Annotated in this window: 11 protein-coding genes; all 11 read left to right on the top strand. The window is 68.2% G+C overall.

Annotated features, from left to right (window positions below; translation table 11 throughout):
* The first annotated feature begins 358 nt into the window (after positions 1 to 358).
* The 11 genes from rpoB to rpsJ all read left to right on the top strand — a co-directional run bounded on the left by rpoB (position 359) and on the right by rpsJ (position 18,568).
* Positions 359 to 3,853 (top strand): DNA-directed RNA polymerase subunit beta, encoded by a 3,495-nt coding sequence (rpoB, locus tag F8O02_RS07715; protein ID WP_158036673.1) that lies wholly within the window; start codon positions 359 to 361, stop codon positions 3,851 to 3,853.
* A 43-nt stretch (positions 3,854 to 3,896) separates the two neighbouring features.
* The gene (locus F8O02_RS07710; protein ID WP_158036672.1) at positions 3,897 to 7,769 is read left to right on the top strand and encodes a DNA-directed RNA polymerase subunit beta'; all 3,873 of its coding nucleotides are present in this window, start codon (positions 3,897 to 3,899) and stop codon (positions 7,767 to 7,769) included.
* Between the two features lie 123 nt (positions 7,770 to 7,892).
* Positions 7,893 to 9,800, top strand: a complete 1,908-nt coding sequence (locus F8O02_RS07705) for an acyltransferase family protein (protein WP_179416379.1) — start codon at positions 7,893 to 7,895, stop codon at positions 9,798 to 9,800.
* A 171-nt stretch (positions 9,801 to 9,971) separates the two neighbouring features.
* A complete protein-coding gene (ppk2, locus tag F8O02_RS07700; RefSeq protein ID WP_158036670.1) occupies positions 9,972 to 10,832 on the top strand; it encodes a polyphosphate kinase 2 in 861 nt (286 codons plus the stop codon).
* 242 nt (positions 10,833 to 11,074) lie between these two features.
* Positions 11,075 to 11,449: a 30S ribosomal protein S12 gene (gene rpsL / locus F8O02_RS07695; protein ID WP_158036669.1), complete on the top strand. Its 375-nt coding sequence runs from the start codon at positions 11,075 to 11,077 to the stop codon at positions 11,447 to 11,449.
* A complete protein-coding gene (gene rpsG, locus F8O02_RS07690; RefSeq protein WP_158036668.1) occupies positions 11,449 to 11,919 on the top strand; it encodes a 30S ribosomal protein S7 in 471 nt (156 codons plus the stop codon). The genes rpsL and rpsG overlap by 1 nt, the downstream gene beginning before the upstream one ends.
* 95 nt (positions 11,920 to 12,014) lie before the next feature.
* Positions 12,015 to 14,117 (top strand): elongation factor G, encoded by a 2,103-nt coding sequence (gene fusA, locus F8O02_RS07685; RefSeq protein ID WP_158036667.1) that lies wholly within the window; start codon positions 12,015 to 12,017, stop codon positions 14,115 to 14,117.
* Between the two features lie 141 nt (positions 14,118 to 14,258).
* A complete protein-coding gene (gene tuf, locus F8O02_RS07680; RefSeq protein WP_158036666.1) occupies positions 14,259 to 15,449 on the top strand; it encodes an elongation factor Tu in 1,191 nt (396 codons plus the stop codon).
* A gap of 328 nt (positions 15,450 to 15,777) precedes the next feature.
* Positions 15,778 to 16,902, top strand: a complete 1,125-nt coding sequence (locus F8O02_RS07675) for a ferrochelatase (RefSeq protein ID WP_225734216.1) — start codon at positions 15,778 to 15,780, stop codon at positions 16,900 to 16,902.
* 145 nt (positions 16,903 to 17,047) lie between these two features.
* Positions 17,048 to 17,806, top strand: coding sequence for a hydrogen peroxide-dependent heme synthase (hemQ, locus tag F8O02_RS07670; protein WP_158036664.1), 759 nt, complete (start codon positions 17,048 to 17,050; stop codon positions 17,804 to 17,806).
* 453 nt (positions 17,807 to 18,259) lie between these two features.
* Positions 18,260 to 18,568: a 30S ribosomal protein S10 gene (gene rpsJ, locus F8O02_RS07665; RefSeq protein WP_010156393.1), complete on the top strand. Its 309-nt coding sequence runs from the start codon at positions 18,260 to 18,262 to the stop codon at positions 18,566 to 18,568.
* Positions 18,569 to 18,579: the final 11 nt, after the last annotated feature.

Below are 18,579 nucleotides of genomic sequence, written 5' to 3'. Positions count from 1 at the left end.
TCCGGAACCGGCGTCGCCCGGTCGTGGACCTGGGCGGGCTGCCCGGCCGGTCCTGACGTCGGGCAGTCCGGGCTGCGGTCGTTCCTGGGCATCCGGCCGGCCTCGTCCCGCGGCATCCGCTTGCAGGGGTGGACAGGTCATGGTATGGGCGCTATGCTGAATGTTTGCGCTCGTCGGTGTTTTCTCATGCCCGCATATGGCGGTGGGCAGGTGGTGTGTCATATGGCGGTCACACAGTGGGATCCGACGTCGCCCGAGGGCCGAGTGTAGCCCGGCGGGCGAGGTCGGATCGTGTTGGACGCCGGCGGGTCGCGGTCGAATCCACCGAAACGACGAGCCACATGACCGGAGGAACCTCTTGGCTGCTGCGCGCAACGCATCCAACACCACCGTCCACACCGAGGGTCGCGACTACAAGCGCCTCTCCTTCGCCAAGATCCACGAGCCCATCAGCGTGCCCGACCTGCTGGCGCTGCAGACCGAGAGCTTCGACTGGCTCATCGGCGCCGACGCCTGGCGGGCCCGGCTCGAGGCCGACCGCGCGGCCGGCCGCCACGACGTGCCCGAGCAGAGCGGCCTGCAGGCCGTGTTCGAGGAGATCTCGCCGATCGAGGACAACCTCGAGAAGATGCATCTGAGCTTCGCCAACCCCACGCTCGAGCCCGTGCGCTACACGATCGACGAGTGCAAGGAGCGCGGCAAGACCTACGAGGCCCCGCTGTACGTCGAGGCCGAGTTCATGAACTACGAGACCGGCGAGATCAAGACGCAGACGGTCTTCATGGGCAACTTCCCGATGATGACCGAGAAGGGCACGTTCATCGTCAACGGCTCCGAGCGCGTCGTCGTCTCGCAGCTCGTCCGCTCGCCGGGTGTGTACTTCGAGCGCCAGTTCGAGAAGAACTCCGACAAGGAGGTCTTCTCGGCCCGTGTGATCCCGAGCCGCGGCGCGTGGCTCGAGTTCGAGATCGACAAGCGCGACCAGGTGGGCGTGCGCATCGACCGCAAGCGCAAGCAGTCGGTGACGGTCTTCCTCAAGGCGCTGGGCCTGACCACTGAGGACATCCAGGCGGAGTTCGCCGACTACGAGTCGGTGCTCGCGATGCTCGAGAAGGACACGATCGTCACCAAGGACGAGGCCCTGCGCGACATCTACCGCAAGCTGCGCCCGGGCGAGCAGGTGGCCGCCGAGGCCGCCCGCGCCCTGCTCGAGAACTTCTACTTCAATGACAAGCGATACGACCTGGCGAAGGTCGGCCGGTACAAGATCGACCGCAAGCTCGGTCTCGACGCCCCGATCACCCAGTCGACGCTGACGGTCGAGGACATCGTCAAGACGATCAAGTACCTCTGCGCGCTGCACGCGGGCGAGGCCACGGTCGAGGGCGTGCGCGACGGCCAGGCGATCGAGGTGCCGGTCGACGTCGACGACATCGACCACTTCGGCAACCGCCGCATCCGCACCGTCGGCGAGCTCATCCAGAACCAGGTGCGCACGGGCCTCAGCCGCATGGAGCGGGTGGTGCGCGAGCGCATGACGACCCAGGACATCGAGGCGATCACGCCGCAGACGCTGATCAACGTCCGCCCGGTCGTCGCCGCGATCAAGGAGTTCTTCGGCACCAGCCAGCTCTCCCAGTTCATGGACCAGAACAACCCGCTGGCGGGTGTGACGCACAAGCGCCGCCTCTCCGCGCTGGGCCCCGGCGGCCTGTCACGCGAGCGCGCCGGCGTCGAGGTGCGCGACGTGCACCCCTCGCACTACGGCCGCATGTGCCCGATCGAGACGCCTGAGGGGCCGAACATCGGTCTGATCGGCTCGCTGGCCCAGTACGCCCGGATCAACTCGTTCGGGTTCATCGAGACCCCGTACCGTCGGGTCGTGGATGGCCGGGTCACCGACGAGATCGTCTACCTGACCGCCTCGGACGAGGACGAGTACGTGGTCGCGCAGGCCACTGCCGACCTCGACGCCGACGGCCACTTCACGCAGGACCGCGTGCTCGTGCGCCTCAAGGGCGGCGACGTCGAGATGGTCCCGGCCGACCAGGTCGACTTCATCGACGTCTCGCCCCGGCAGATGGTCTCGGTGGGCACCTCGCTCATCCCGTTCCTCGAGCATGACGACGCGCACCGCGCGCTCATGGGCGCGAACATGCAGCGCCAGGCCGTGCCGCTGCTGCGCAGCGACAGCCCGCTCGTCGGCACCGGTCTCGAGGCGTACACCGCGGTCGACTCTGGTGACACGATCGTCGCCCGTGTCGGCGGCGTGGTCACCGAGGTGTCGGCCGACCTCATCGTCGTCGAGAACGACGAGGGGGAGCTGGACACCTACCCGACGCGCAAGTTCGAGCGCGCCAACCAGGGCACCTGCTACAACAACCGCGTGATCGTCCACCAGGGCGACCGGGTCGAGGCCGGCCAGGTCATCGCCGACGGCCCGGCGACCGAGAACGGCGAGCTCGCACTCGGCAAGAACCTGCTGGTCGCCTTCATGCCGTGGGAGGGCCTGAACTACGAGGATGCGATCATCCTCAACCAGAACATCGTCAAGAACGACACGCTCACCTCGATCCACATCGAGGAGTACGACGTGGACGCCCGCGACACGAAGCTCGGCAAGGAGGAGATCACCCGCGACCTGCCGAACGTCTCACAGGACATGCTCGCCGATCTCGACGAGCGCGGCATCGTCCGCATCGGCGCCGAGGTGCGTCCCGGTGACATCCTCGTCGGCAAGGTCACGCCGAAGGGCGAGACCGAGCTCTCGGCCGAGGAGCGCCTGCTGCGCGCGATCTTCAACGAGAAGAGCCGCGAGGTGCGCGACACGTCGCTGAAGGTGCCGCACGGCGAGCAGGGCACCGTCATCGGCGTGAAGGTGTTCGACGCGGAGGAGGGCGACGACGAGCTCGGCAACGGCGTGAACCAGCGCGTGGTCGTCTACATCGCCCAGAAGCGCAAGATCACCGAGGGCGACAAGCTCTCCGGCCGGCACGGCAACAAGGGCGTCATCTCGAAGATCGTGCCCGCCGAGGACATGCCGTTCCTGCCGGACGGCACCCCGGTCGACATCATCCTCAACCCTCTGGGCGTGCCTGGCCGCATGAACTTCGGCCAGGTGCTCGAGCTGCACCTCGGCTGGGCGGCGAAGCAGGGCTGGAAGGTCGAGGGCGATCCCGAGTGGGCGCGCGAGCTGCCCGACGTGGCGCGTCAGGCCGAGCCGAACACGAAGGTGGCCACCCCGGTGTTCGACGGCGCCTCGGAGGAGGAGATCGCCGGTCTGCTCGACTCGACGCTGCCGAACCGCGACGGCGACCGGCTCATCGATCACACCGGCAAGGTGCAGCTGTTCGACGGGCGCAGCGGCGAGCCGTTCCCGGACCCGGTCTCGGTCGGTTACATGTACATCCTGAAGCTGCACCACCTGGTCGACGACAAGATCCACGCCCGCTCGACCGGCCCGTACTCGATGATCACCCAGCAGCCGCTGGGCGGCAAGGCGCAGTTCGGCGGCCAGCGCTTCGGCGAGATGGAGGTCTGGGCGCTGTACGCCTACGGCGCCGCGCACGCGCTGCAGGAGCTGCTCACGATCAAATCCGACGACGTCAACGGCCGCGTGAAGGCGTACGAGGCGATCGTCAAGGGCGAGAACATCCAGGAGCCCGGCGTGCCGGAGTCGTTCAAGGTGCTCATCAAGGAGATGCAGTCGCTGTGCCTGAACGTCGAGGTGCTCGGCGCCGACGGCCGGCCGGTGAGCCTGCGTGACAGCGACGAGGACGCCTACGACGCGGTCGAGGAGCTCGGCATCAACATCTCGAAGCAGTTCGAGAGCGGCCCCACCGACGAGATCTGACCCGGCTGATCGACGACAGACGACTTCCAGAGAGAGAGAGAAAGTGCTCGAATCCACGCAGTTCGACAAGCTCAAGATCGGCCTGGCGACCTCCGATGACATCCGCCACTGGTCCCACGGCGAGGTGAAGAAGCCCGAGACGATCAACTACCGCACGCTCAAGCCCGAGAAGGACGGCCTGTTCTGCGAGCGGATCTTCGGCCCGACCAAGGACTACGAGTGCGCCTGCGGCAAGTACAAGCGCATCCGCTACAAGGGCGTCGTGTGCGAGCGCTGCGGCGTCGAGGTGACCAAGAGCTCCGTGCGCCGCGAGCGCATGGGGCACATCGAGCTCGCCGCCCCCGTGACGCACATCTGGTACTTCAAGGGCGTGCCGAGCCGGCTCGGCTACCTGCTCGACATGGCGCCGAAGGACCTCGAGAAGGTCATCTACTTCGCCGCGTACATGATCATCTCGGTCGACGAGGAGGGCCGGCACGACGACCTGGCCACTCTCGAGGCCGAGGTGCGGCTGGAGGCGCAGGAGATCGAGCAGGCGCGCGACGCCGAGCTCGCGCAGCGCCAGCAGCAGCTGGAGCAGGATCTCGCCGCGCAGGAGGAGGCCGGGGCGAAGGCCGACGCGCGCCGTCGCACGCAGGACGCGGGCGAGAAGGATCTGGGCCGCATCCGCAAGTCGTATGACGACCAGCTGTCGCGGCTCGACCAGACCTGGGAGGTGTTCCGCACCCTCAAGGTCGGCCAGCTGCTGCCGGAGGACGCCGTCTACCATGAGCTCGAGGATCGCTTCGGCGAGTACTTCGAGGGGCGGATGGGCGCCGAGGCGCTGCAGCGCCGGCTCCAGGAGTTCGATCTGGAGGGCGAGGCCGAGAAGCTGCGCCAGCAGATCGAGGAGGGGCGCGGCCAGAAGAAGATCCGCGCGATCAAGCGGCTGAAGGTCGTCAGCTCCTTCCTGCACACCGGGGTCTCCCCGGCGGCGATGGTGCTCGATGTGGTGCCGGTGATCCCGCCGGAGCTGCGCCCGATGGTGCAGCTCGATGGCGGCCGCTTCGCCACCAGCGATCTGAACGACCTGTACCGGCGCGTGATCAACCGCAACAACCGGCTGCGGCGTCTGCTCGACCTCGGGGCTCCCGAGATCATCGTGAACAACGAGAAGCGGATGCTGCAGGAGGCCGTCGATGCGTTGTTCGACAACGGGCGCCGCGGTCGTCCCGTCACGGGCACCGGCAACCGGGCGCTCAAGTCGCTGTCCGACATGCTCAAGGGCAAGCAGGGCCGTTTCCGGCAGAACCTGCTCGGCAAGCGCGTCGACTACTCGGGCCGCTCGGTCATCGTGGTCGGTCCGCAGCTGCGGCTGCACCAGTGCGGTCTGCCGAAGCAGATGGCGCTGGAGCTGTTCAAGCCGTTCGTGATCAAGCGGCTCATCGAGCTCGGCTACGCCCAGAACATCAAGGCGGCCAAGCGCAAGGTCGAGCGGTCGAGCCCGGACGTGTGGGGGGTGCTCGAGGAGGTCATCAAGGATCGCCCGGTGCTGCTCAACCGCGCGCCCACGCTGCACCGTCTGGGCATCCAGGCGTTCGAGCCGCTGCTCGTCGAGGGCAAGGCGATCCAGCTGCACCCGCTCGTGTGCGCGGCGTTCAACGCCGACTTCGATGGTGACCAGATGGCCGTGCACCTGCCGCTGAGCGTGGAGGCGCAGGCGGAGGCGCGGGTGCTGATGCTCTCGAGCAACAACATCCTGAAGCCGTCGGACGGCCGCCCGGTGACCCTGCCCTCGAAGGACATGATCACGGGGCTGTTCAGCCTGACCGACCTGATCGAGGGGGCGAAGGGCGAGGGCAGCAGCTACTCGTCGATCGCCGAGGCGATCATGGCGCACGACGCCGGTGATCTGGACCTGCACGCGAAGGTGCGCATCCGTCTCGACGGCGTGGTCTTCGAGGAGGGGAAGGCGCCGGAGGGCTACGAGGCCGGGAAGCCGTTCCTGAAGGAGACGACGCTCGGCCGCGCGCTGTTCAACACGTTGCTGCCGGCCGACTACCCCTGGGTGGAGGCGCAGACCGGCAAGGGTGAGCTCGGCGACATCGTCAACACGCTCGCCGAGCGGTACCCGAAGGTCACCGTGGCGGAGACGCTCGATGCGATCAAGGACGCCGGCTTCCACTGGGCGACCTGGTCGGGTGTGACGATCGCGATGAGCGACATGGTCACGCCGTCCGAGAAGCCCGCGATCATCGCGGAGTACCAGAAGAAGGCCGACGAGGTCCAGGAGCAGTACGACCTGGGTCTGACGACCGATCTCGAGCGCCGTCAGGATCTCATCAAGGTCTGGACGGAGGCGACCGACAAGGTGGCCGACGCGATGAAGAAGTCGTTCCCGCGCGAGAACAACATCTTCCGCATGGTCACCTCGGGCGCCCGTGGCAACTGGCTGCAGATCCGCAACATCACGGGCATCCGCGGTCTGGTCAACGACGCGAAGGGCGACATCTTCCCGCTGCCGATCATCTCGAGCTACCGCGAGGGGCTGTCGAATCTCGAGTACTTCATCGCCACGCACGGCGCCAGGAAGGGGCTGGCCGACACTGCGCTGCGCACGGCCGACTCGGGGTACCTGACCCGTCGTCTGGTCGACGTGGCGCAGGACGTCATCATCCGCGAGGCCGACTGCGGGACGACGAAGGGCATCGACGTCGTCATCGCCCAGGAGGTCGACGGCGAGCTCATCCGTGACGAGAACGTCGAGAACTCGGTGTACTCGCGCACGCTGGCCGAGGACGCGGTGGCGGCCGACGGCACCGTGGTCGCCCGGCGTGGCGACGACGTCGGCGACGTGGTGATCGACCGGCTGATCGCCGCGGGTATCACGAGGGTGAAGGTGCGCTCGGTGCTCACCTGCGCCTCCGCGGTCGGCGTGTGCCAGGCCTGCTACGGGCGCTCGCTGGCCAGCGGCAAGCGCGCGGACATCGGCGAGGCCGTGGGCATCATCGCCGCGCAGTCGATCGGCGAGCCCGGCACCCAGCTGACCATGCGCACGTTCCACACCGGCGGCACCGCCGGGTCGGACGACATCACGCAGGGTCTGCCCCGTGTCACCGAGCTGTTCGAGGCGCGCACGCCGAAGAACGCCTCGCCGATCTCCGAGGCCGACGGCCGGGTGCGCATCGAGGACACAGAGAAGGGCCGGCGGGTCATCGTCACGCCCGACAACGGCGATGAGGAGTTCGTCTACCCGGTGCTCAAGCGCGCGAACCTGCTCGTCGAGGAGGGGCAGCACGTCTCGCTCGGACAACAGCTGCAGGCCGGTGCGCTCGACCCGAAGGAGGTGCTGCGCGTCAGCGGCATCCGGGCCGTGCAGCGGCTGCTCGTCGAGGGTGTGCAGGGCGTGTACCGGTCGCAGGGCGTGCCGATCCACGACAAGCACATCGAGGTCATCGTGCGGCAGATGCTGCGCAAGGTGACTGTCGTCGACCACGGCGACACCACGTTCCTGCCGGGCGAGGTCGTCGACGTGGACCAGTACAACCGGGTCAACCGCGAGACCGTGGCGCAGAAGAAGAAGCCGGCCACCGGTCGGCGCGAGGTCATGGGCATCACCAAGGCCTCGCTGGCGACGGACTCGTGGCTGTCGGCCGCGTCGTTCCAGGAGACGACCCGCGTGCTCACGCAGGCGGCGTTGGACGGCAAGGCCGATCCGCTGGTGGGCCTGAAGGAGAACGTGATCATCGGCAAGCTGATCCCGGCCGGCACCGGGCTCGACGTCTACCGCAACGTCAAGGTGGAGCCGACCGAGGAGGCGCGGGCCGAGCGGTACCCGAACCGCCTGTTCAACGACTCCGTCGACTTCAGCCAGGGCGGCCTCGGGTTCGCCGACATGGACGACTTCGGCGACTTCGAGCCGGGCACGTACAACTAGGTCGGCCATCCGGTCGGTCTGGGCGAGGCCGTCATCCCCTCATCGGGGATGGCGGCCTCGCGGCGTCCGCGCGTGGCGTCGGCGGGATGTCGGCGGGCGCGATTATCGTTGAGGCGATCCACCATGACGCAGATGACCGTGCAGACCGAACCGGGCGCCACGCCGGAGGCGAGCCAGGGCGCCGCTGCCCCGCGCGCCCCGCGGCGGCATGTGGGTGCTCTCGACGGGCTGCGGGCGATCGCCGTCGCGGCCGTGGTCGCCTACCACCTCGATCCCACCTGGCTGCCGGGCGGGTATCTCGGGGTCGACGTCTTCTTCGTGCTGAGCGGGTATCTCATCACCTCGGGGCTCGTGCGCGACCACGACGACCGTGACGGCATCCGGCTCGGCCGTTTCTGGCTGCGCCGGCTGCGCCGACTCGTCCCCGCCTTGTGGACGATGACGCTCGTGATCACCGCCGCGCTCTCGCTGATGCCCTCGGATCTGCGCGCCGGGCTCGGCCGCCAGCTGCTCGGCGCGTTCACCTGGACCAGCAACTGGCTGTCGATCATGGCCGACGACTCGTACTTCGCCGAGGGCACCCCGATCGTGTTCGTGCACCTGTGGTCGCTGGCGATCGAGGAGCAGTTCTACCTGGTGTGGCCGCTGCTGCTGTTCGTGGTGCTGCGGCTGCCCCGGGCGGGGCGCGCCGTGACGGCGGTCGCGCTCGCCCTGGCGTCGGCGGGCGCCATGGGGCTGCTCTACGTGCCGGGCGCCGATCCGAGCGCCGTCTACTTCGGCACCTTCACCCACGTCTTCGGGCTCATGCTCGGTGCCGCGCTGGCCTTCCTCGCGCCGTTGTACGGGCGTGGCCTGCCGCGGTGGTCGCGGCTCGGCCCGGTCGGCGTGAACGTCGTGGCCATCGGGGCCCTCGCCCTGGTCGGGGTCGGCTTCGCGCTGCTCGGTGATCAGCTGACGGTCACCTACCGCGGCGGCATGCTGCTCGTCGCGGTGATGACCACCGTGGGCATCGCGACGCTCGGCGACCGTCGCTCGCTGATCACCCGGCTGCTCTCCACTCGCCCGCTGCGGTGGCTCGGCCGGCTCTCGTATGGCATCTATCTGTGGCACTGGCCGGTCACGGCGATCGTCGCCACCCGGCTCGGCGGCGTCGACGAGCCGTGGGCGATGCCGTTGGAGGCCGCCCTCGTGGTGGTGATCTCCCTGGGCGCCGCTGCGGCCAGCAGCCGCTGGATCGAGCGGCCGATCATGCGGCTGGGGTTCCTCGGCGCGGCACGGGCCTTCTCCCGGCAGCTGTTGACCCGCCGCTTCCCGATGCGGGCGACGCAGCTGGCCGTCGGCGGCATGGTGAGCGTGCTGTGCCTGATCTCGGTTCTGAGCGCCCCGGAGCACAGCACGGCCGAGTCGTACGTGGCCGCCGGCAGCGCCTACACCGTCGCGGCCGGGACGACGACGCCGGGGCTCACCGTCGGCGCCCCGCCGTCCGGCGCGCCCGCGCCTCAGCCGCTGCTGCCGGATGACACCGAGATCAGCCGGGTCAGCGGGGCCGACATGCTCGCCGCGGGTGACTCCGTGATGCAGGCGAGCGCAGCTCGGCTCGCGCAGAGCCACCCGGGCATCCTGATCGACGCGCAGGTGGCCCGACAGAGCACGGCCACGTTCGCCGCGGCCCGCCAGCTGCTGGCCGAGCACCCCGAGCGCCGCGTGCTCGTGCTGCATGCGGGCACGAACGGGACGATGGACACCCCGGCGCTGGAGAATCTCATCGCGTACGCGGGGCCCTCGCGCCGGGTTGTGATCGTCGACGTGTTCGCCGAGCGGCGCTGGGAGCAGGCGGACAACGAGGCGATCGCGGCGGTCGCCGCCGAGCATCCCGACACCGTCGCGGTGGCGCAGTGGCATGCCGCGATCCAGGACCACATCGATGAGCTGGCGCAGGATCGCATCCACCCGGGTGACGCTGCGGCCGCGCGGTACGTACAGGCCGTCGACGAGGCGCTCGCCGGCCTCGGCGTGACGGTCGTCGGCTGATCCCGCTTGCGGCGTCCACTGAGCGGTGCGCGTGGGCGGGACGGGCCCTGACCGCTCCGGCGTGGGATACTGGTGGGTGCGCCGATGACGTGGTCGGTCGACGGGTCGGGCGCGCCCCGACGCGCGACCGGGCGTCGCACCGGCATGAGACGAGCTGGAGCAAGGGGAACGATGAGTAAGGGCGATCCGCAGAAGCTGCCGAAGAAGGCCTACGAAGCCGAGCTGCGCCGACTGCAGGCGGAGTTGGTGAACCTGCAGCAGTGGGTGCGCAACACCGGGGCGCGGGTCCTCATCCTCTTCGAGGGGCGCGATGCCGCCGGCAAGGGATCGGCGATCAAGCGGATCACGGAGTACCTCAACCCGCGCTGGGCGCGGGTCGTCGCGCTGCCGGCGCCCAGCCCCCGCGAGCGCACGCAGTGGTACTTCCAGCGCTACGTCGCCCATCTGCCGGCCGCCGGTGAGATCGTGCTGTTCGACCGCTCCTGGTACAACCGGGCCGGTGTGGAGCGGGTCATGGGATTCTGCACGCCGGAGGAGTACCGCCGGTTCCTGCATCAGGCGCCCATCTTCGAGCGGCTGCTGGTGGAGGACGGCATCCTGCTGTTCAAGTACTGGTTCTCGGTCAGCGACGTCGAGCAGGAGCGGCGCTTCCGCTCGCGGCTGAATGACCCGATGCGGCGGTGGAAGCTGTCGGACATGGACCTGCAGTCGATCACCCGCTGGGAGGACTACTCGCGGGCGAAGGACGAGATGTTCGTGCACACTGACATCCCCGAGGCGCACTGGTACACCGTCGAGAGTGAGGATAAGAAGCGGTCGCGGCTGAACGTGATCCACCACCTGCTCACGCACATCCCCTACGGGGTGCAGGAGCAGCCGGAGATCGCGATCCCGGAGCGGCCCGCCCGCTCGGGGTACGAGCGGCCGCCGCGGGAGGAGAACATCTACGTGCCGGACTACGCGCAGACGATCGTCGAGCGGGAGGCGTCGCGCCGGTCCGGCAAGGCGAAGGCGAAACGGCAGGACGCCTGACGGCGTCGACGCGCCCGGGCGGCCCGGCCGTGGATCGGCTCGGCGGCGGGTGACACGGGCATTTGCGGCGTCCGGGGTGATTGACTATTCTTACTCTTTGGCGCATTAGTGGTGTGCCGTGAGAGTTCGATGTTCGCGCAGGTCTGCGGTGAAATGCCGGACTCGCGACATCGCCGTGATGTCGACTCGACAGAGTTCGCGCCCTCGGGCGCTTCAACGCAGAGCAGAAACAAGGAGAAGCTGTGCCAACAATCCAGCAGTTGGTTCGCAAGGGGCGCAAGCCGAAGGTCACGAAGACCAAGGCCCCCGCGCTGAAGTCCAACCCCCAGCGTCGCGGCGTGTGCACCCGCGTGTACACGACGACCCCGAAGAAGCCGAACTCGGCCCTGCGCAAGGTGGCCCGCGTGAAGCTCAGCAACGGCATCGAGGTCACCGCGTACATCCCGGGCGAGGGCCACAACCTCCAGGAGCACTCGATGGTGCTCGTCCGTGGCGGTCGTGTGAAGGACCTCCCGGGCGTGCGCTACAAGATCGTCCGCGGCGCGCTCGACACCCAGGCGGTCAAGGACCGCCAGCAGGCTCGCAGCCGCTACGGCGCGAAGAAGGAGAAGAAGTAATGCCACGCAAGGGCCCCGCTCCCAAGCGCCCCGTCGTCGCCGACCCCGTGTACGGCGCGCCGGTCGTCACCCAGCTCATCAACAAGGTCCTGCTCGATGGCAAGAAGAGCCTCGCGGAGACCATCGTCTACGGTGCCCTCGAGGGGGCGCGCGAGAAGACCGGCGAGGATCCGGTCGCGACGCTGAAGAAGGCGCTGGACAACGTCCGCCCGTCGCTCGAGGTGCGTTCCCGTCGCGTCGGCGGCTCCACCTACCAGGTGCCGGTCGAGGTCAAGCCGCACCGCGCCAACACGCTCGCGCTGCGCTGGCTGGTGACGTACGCGCGTCAGCGTCGTGAGAAGACCATCACGGAGCGGCTGACGAATGAGATCCTCGACGCGTCCAACGGCCTCGGCGCCGCGGTGAAGCGTCGTGAGGACACGCACAAGATGGCCGAGTCGAACAAGGCCTTCGCGCACTACCGCTGGTGATCGTCCCCGCGGTCGCCCCGGTCTGAGCCGGGGCGTCCGCGCTCGGCGTCCGCGCTCTCGAACTCATCACTGACACTCTCTCGGAAGGAACCCACGTGGCGCACGAAGTGCTCACGGATCTCACGAAGGTTCGCAACATCGGCATCATGGCGCACATCGATGCCGGCAAGACCACGACGACCGAACGCATCCTGTACTACACGGGCATTACCCACAAGATCGGCGAGACGCATGACGGCGCCTCGCAGATGGACTGGATGGCCCAGGAGCAGGAGCGCGGGATCACCATCACCTCGGCTGCCACCACGTGCTTCTGGAAGGGCAACCAGATCAACATCATCGACACCCCCGGGCACGTCGACTTCACCGTCGAGGTGGAGCGCTCCCTGCGCGTGCTCGATGGCGCCGTCGCGGTGTTCGACGGCAAGGAGGGCGTGGAGCCGCAGTCTGAGACCGTGTGGCGTCAGGCCGACAAGTACGACGTGCCGCGCATCTGCTTCATCAACAAGATGGACAAGCTCGGCGCCGACTTCTACTTCTCGGTGAAGACGATCAAGGATCGCCTCGGCGCGCGGCCGCTCGTCATCCAGCTGCCGATCGGCGCGGAGAGCACCTTCGAGGGCGTCGTCGACCTCGTCGAGAACCGGGCGCTGACCTGGCGCGGCGATGTCGAGATGGGCTCGCACTACGAGGTCGAGGAGATCCCGGACGACCTCAAGGAGAAGGCGGCCCAGTACCGTCAGGAGCTCGTCGAGGCCGTGGCCGAGACCGATGACGCGCTGCTCGAGAAGTACCTGGGCGGCGAGGAGCTCACGGTCGACGAGATCAAGGCCGGCATCCGGCACATGACGGTCAACAGCGAGGCCTACCCGGTGCTCGCCGGCTCGGCCTTCAAGAACAAGGGTGTGCAGCCCCTGCTCGACGCCGTCGTCGACTACCTGCCGAGCCCGCTCGACGTGCCCGCGGTGGAGGGCCACGTGCCCGGCCACGAGGACGAGAAGCTCGAGCGGCACGCGTCGCGCGACGAGCCGTTCGCGGCGTTGGCCTTCAAGGTGGTATCGCACCCCTTCTACGGCAAGCTGACCTACATCCGCGTGTACTCCGGTCACGTCGAGTCGGGCACCCAGGTGCTCAACTCCACGAAGGGCAAGAAGGAGCGCATCGGCAAGCTCTTCCAGATGCACGCCAACAAGGAGAACCCGGTCGACTCGATCACCGCGGGGCACATCTACGCGGCCATCGGGCTGAAGGACACCACGACCGGTGATACTCTGTGCGACATCGACCACCCGATCACCTTCGAGTCGACGACGTTCCCGGATCCGGTGATCTTCGTGGCAATCGAGCCGAAGACGAAGGCCGACCAGGAGAAGCTCGGCATCGCGATCCAGAAGCTCGCCGAGGAGGATCCGACCTTCACCGTCACTAACAACCCGGAGACGGGCCAGACTGAGATCGGCGGCATGGGCGAGCTCCACCTCGACGTCATGGTCGACCGCATGAAGCGGGAGTTCAAGGTCGAGGCGAACGTGGGCGCGCCCCAGGTCGCGTACCGCGAGACGATCCGCAAGCCCGTCGCGAAGTACGAGTACACGCACAAGAAGCAGACCGGCGGCTCCGGCCAGTTCGCGAAGGTCGTCATCGGCCTCGAGCCGATGGCGGTCGAGGGTGATGAGACGTACGAGTTCGTGGACGCCGTCACCGGCGGCCGCGTGCCGCGCGAGTACATCCCCTCGGTCAACGCGGGTATCAAGGACGCCATGGAGTCCGGCATCCTCGCCGGCTACCCCGTGGTCGGTGTGCGGGCGACGCTGCTCGACGGTCAGTATCACGAGGTCGACTCCTCGGAGATGGCCTTCAAGATCGCCGGGTCGATGGCCTTCCGCGAGGCGGCGAAGCTCGCCAAGCCCGTGCTCCTGGAGCCGGTCATGGCGGTCGAGGTGCGCACGCCCGAGGAGTACATGGGCGACGTCATCGGCGATCTCAACTCTCGTCGCGGCCAGATCCAGTCGATGGAGGACGCGACCGGCGTGAAGGTGATCAAGGCGAACGTCCCGCTGTCGGAGATGTTCGGGTACGTGGGCGACCTGCGGTCGAAGACCCAGGGGCGTGCGATGTACTCGATGCGCTTCGAGACGTACGCGGAGGTGCCACGCGCCGTGGCCGACGAGATCATCCAGAAGGCCAAGGGCGAGTGACTTGGGGCGTCGATGGGCGGTTTCATCGCCGCCCGTCGGCGCTGTAAGATAGATAAGTACGCAAGAAACAAACACGTAGGCAACTCACCGAGTCAGAATCGGGTCGAGCCAACTACATGAGAGTCCTGAGGAGGACCCACAGTGGCGAAGGCAAAGTTCGAGCGGACCAAGCCCCACGTCAACATCGGTACCCTTGGTCACGTCGACCATGGCAAGACCACGTTGACCGCGGCGATCACGAAGGTGCTGCACGACAAGTACCCGGATCTGAACCCGTTCACCCCGTTCGACCAGATCGACAACGCTCCCGAGGAGCGTCAGCGCGGCATCACGATCAACATCTCGCATGTCGAGTATCAGACCGAGAAGCGGCACTACGCCCACGTGGACGCTCCGGGGCACGCTGACTACATCAAGAACATGATCACCGGTGCGGCGCAGATGGACGGCGCGATCCTCGTGGTCGCCGCCACCGACGGCCCCATGCCCCAGACCCGCGAGCACGTGCTGCTCGCCCGCCAGGTGGGCGTGCCGTCGATCCTGGTCGCGCTGAACAAGACCGACATGGTCGATGACGAGGAGATCCTCGAGCTGGTGGAGGAGGAGGTCCGCGACCTCCTCGAGAGCCAGGACTACGACCGCGACGCCCCCGTCGTGCGCGTCTCGGCGCTGAAGGCGCTCGAGGGCGACGAGAAGTGGGCCAAGACGGTCGAGGACCTCATGGACAAGGTCGACGAGTACATCCCCGATCCGGTTCGTGACACCGACAAGCCGTTCCTGATGCCGATCGAGGACGTGTTCACGATCACCGGCCGTGGCACGGTCGTCACCGGACGCATCGAGCGCGGCATCATCCACATGAACGAGGACGTCGAGATCGTCGGCATCCGCCCGGAGATCGAGAAGTCGACGGTCACCGGCATCGAGATGTTCCGCAAGCTGCTCGACGAGGGGCGCGCCGGCGAGAACGTCGGTCTGCTCCTGCGTGGCCTGAAGCGCGAGGAGGTCGAGCGCGGCCAGGTCGTGGCCAAGCCCGGCACGGTCACCCCGCACACCGAGTTCGAGGGCAACGTCTACGTCCTGACCAAGGACGAGGGTGGTCGTCACAACCCCTTCTACTCGAACTACCGTCCGCAGTTCTACTTCCGCACCACGGATGTCACCGGCGTCATCACGCTGCCGGAGGGCACCGAGATGGTCATGCCCGGTGACACCACCGAGCTGCACGTTGAGCTGATCCAGCCCGTCGCCATGGAGGTCGGCCTCCGCTTCGCCATCCGTGAGGGTGGCCGCACGGTCGGCGCCGGCACGGTCACGAAGGTCATCAAGTAGTCACGTCGCACGAGGTGCCGGCATGACGCCGGCTGACGTCCACGACTGCTGACGATCCTCAGGACAGCAGAGAGGGCCCCGGAGCATCCGCTCCGGGGCCTTTCTGCGTGTCTGGGGAGCCCGTTCGACGCGGGCAGCACGTCGGCATCGTCGTCAGACACCCGGTCACCCGGGGACGACGCCGAGCCCGTTGGCGGCGGGCGCAGCCGGGCACCAGCGTGTCAGGCCGGGCAATCGACTCGTGGACCAGGGCGGACGTCCGTGGGGTTGTGCCCCGGAGGGGCCGGATGGGGGATGATGACGAACGTCTGATGATATGATCGAGCGCGTGACCGTCTCCTTGTCCGCAACCCCAGCCGCGCCCTATGACGCGATCGTCCTCCTCTCCTATGGAGGCCCGTACAGACAGCAGGACGTGCTGCCCTTCCTCCGCGACGTCGTTGAGGGCAAGGGCGTTCCGGACGAGCGGCTCGAGGTGGTGGGGGCGCACTACCGGCTCTTCGGCGGGCGCAGCCCGATCAACGACGAGAACCTCGCCCTCGCGCGCGACCTGCGCCGGGCGCTCCACGAACGCGGCTCCGACGTCCCGGTGCTGCTCGCGAACCGGCACTGGCATCCGCACACTGTCGACACGCTGCGCGACGTGATCGCGTACGGCGGCCGCCGGGTGCTCGTCGTGATCACGGCGGCCTATCTCTCCTATTCCGGCTCGCGGCAGTATCGCGAGCACCTCGCCGCGGTCCTGGACGCCCTCGCTGCGGAGACCGGGGTGCGCCTGCAGGTCGACGTGCTTCGCGCCTTCTACAACGATCCGGGCTTCATCGACGCCAACGAGCAGGCGATCCTCGACGCCGTGGCCGAGCTGCCGCAGGGCCGGCCCGTCCACGTGGCGTTCGTCACACACAGCATCCCCGAGACGATGAACGACGCCAGCGGGGCGACCGGCCCGACTTACCTCGAGCAGCATCGGCTCATCGCCGCGGAGCTCGACCGGCGCCTGCGCGCCCGGTTCGGCGAGCGGCTGAGCGGCACGACCCTGTCGTTCTGCTCCCGCTCCGGCAGCCCGCGCCAGCCCTGGCTCGAGCCGGATGTGAACGAACGGCTCGACGAGCTCGCCTCGTCCGGGCAGCGCGCGGTGGTGCTAGCGCCGATTGGCTTCATCGCCGACCACATGGAGGTCGCCTTCGACCTCGACACCGAGGCGAGCGCCCATGCCCGCGAGCTGGGGCTCGCCGTGGCCCGCGCGACGACGGCGGGGCATCGGCCCGAGTTCATCGACGCGCTGGCCGGGCTCGTGCTCGAGCGGGCCGCGGTGGAGCGCGATCCCGCAGCCCCGCGCCGGCCGGTCGTCGGCGACCAGCCGATGGCCCCGGATGTCGCCCCGGCGGGCAGCTGCCGGCAGCGGGATGGCGTGGTCACCGGCATCCCCGTGACCGCCGGTGACCGGGACTGACCGCTGGCCCGGGGCCGGGAACACCGCGGCGGCGGGCGGCGCGAGCTCTCGCGACGGCCGCGACAGACAGGATCGACCGGCGCGGATGCGTCGGACTCGTCGCCCACCGGGCTGGCGAGCAGCAGATGGAGGAGGAGTCGGACGGATGAATGAGCAGGGTGAGACGACGGGGCAGGCCGCGGCGAGCGTCCAGCGGCCGGAGAGCTTTGACGAGAAGGCGGCGCGGGTCAACGCGATGATCGCCTACAGCCACTGGGCGGTGTTCACCGTGGATCGCGATCTGCCGGTCGACGACGCCGAGCGGGACGCGATCGTCGACGAGGCGATCACCGCGCTGTCGGAGATCGAGGGGCTGAACGTCCGCGGCTTCTACGATGTCTCGGGCTTCCGGGCCGAGGCCGATCTGATGGCCTGGTGGTACGCGGAACGCCCGGAGACCGTGCAGCTGGCCTACCACCGGCTGCTGGCGACCCGGCTGGGGCGGCATCTGCGCCCATACTGGTCGAATGTGGCCCTGCACCGTCAGGCCGAGTTCAACCCGCGGCACATCCCTGCGTTCCTGGCCGGGGAGCGGGCGCACGACTACCTGTGCGTGTACCCGTTCGTGCGCTCCTACGAGTGGTACCTGCTGCCGCCGGAGGAGCGCTCGGCGATCCTGCGCGAGCACGGCCAGTACGCGGTCGACTACCCGGATGTGCGGGCGAACACGATCGCGTCGTTCGCGCTCGGCGACTATGAGTGGATCCTCGCTTTCGAGGCCGACGAGCTGCATCGCATCGTCGACCTGATGCGGCACATGCGCGGCACGAAGGCCCGGCTGCACGTGCGCGAGGAGACCCCGTTCTTCACTGGCCCGCGGGTCGACCTGCACGACTGGGCGCGCCTGGTGGCCACCGGGCGCTGAGTCGTCCCGGGCGGTGGGCCCGAGGGCGCCCCTCTGACCCCCGTCGCCGGCCCGCGACGGACGCGACACGCCCGGGTTGCACGGATGCCCGGACGTGTGGCAAGATGATCCAGTTCCACAAATCCCGCGCCCGCGCGGGTCACTGCCAGGTTGTGCGGAGTGCCTCCGCCACTGGCAGCCGGACATCGCGATCATCGCATCGGGTCGATGCGAGCGTCGGTCGCGACACAACAATCGATCAGCGTCTCGGGCATTCGCGTGCCCGGGCGGGGATCGTACGCGGGGTTCACTCGGCAGTGAACAGGCTTTGACAGAAGAACAGCGGTGCGTGAGGTGGGCGGGAGCTCACGAGCGTCCTGACGGAGTCAACGCCCCTGGCGGAGACGTCTGGGACGATGGCCTCGGAAGCAAGGTCGGCAGCAATGCCGAAACGATGAAGAAAGCGAGACAGCGATGGCGGGACAGAAGATCCGCATTCGACTGAAGTCGTATGACCACGAGGTGATCGATTCCTCGGCACGCAAGATCGTCGACACGGTGACCCGTGCCGGTGCCACGGTGATCGGCCCGGTGCCGCTGCCGACCGAGAAGAACGTGATCGCTGTGATCCGTTCGCCGCACAAGTACAAGGACAGCCGCGAGCACTTCGAGAAGCGCACCCACAAGCGTCTCATCGACATCGTCGATCCGACGCCGAAGGCTGTCGACTCGCTGATGCGTCTGGATCTCCCCGCCGACGTGAACATCGAGATCAAGCTCTGAGCCGCAGAGAG

The sequence above is a fragment of the Pseudoclavibacter caeni genome (genome assembly GCF_008831125.1).
Taxonomy (GTDB): domain Bacteria; phylum Actinomycetota; class Actinomycetes; order Actinomycetales; family Microbacteriaceae; genus Pseudoclavibacter_A; species Pseudoclavibacter_A caeni.
This window is presented reverse-complemented; position numbering and strand designations above follow the sequence as displayed.

What these genes read in the sequence shown, in the direction of transcription:
- F8O02_RS07705 (WP_179416379.1), top strand. Translation starts at nt 7,893, where the DNA reads ATGACGCAGATGACCGTGCAGACCGAACCGGGCGCCACGCCGGAGGCG.
- ppk2 (WP_158036670.1), top strand. Translation starts at nt 9,972, where the DNA reads ATGAGTAAGGGCGATCCGCAGAAGCTGCCGAAGAAGGCCTACGAAGCC.
- rpsG (WP_158036668.1), top strand. Translation starts at nt 11,449, where the DNA reads ATGCCACGCAAGGGCCCCGCTCCCAAGCGCCCCGTCGTCGCCGACCCC.
- hemQ (WP_158036664.1), top strand. Translation starts at nt 17,048, where the DNA reads ATGAATGAGCAGGGTGAGACGACGGGGCAGGCCGCGGCGAGCGTCCAG.
- rpsJ (WP_010156393.1), top strand. Translation starts at nt 18,260, where the DNA reads ATGGCGGGACAGAAGATCCGCATTCGACTGAAGTCGTATGACCACGAG.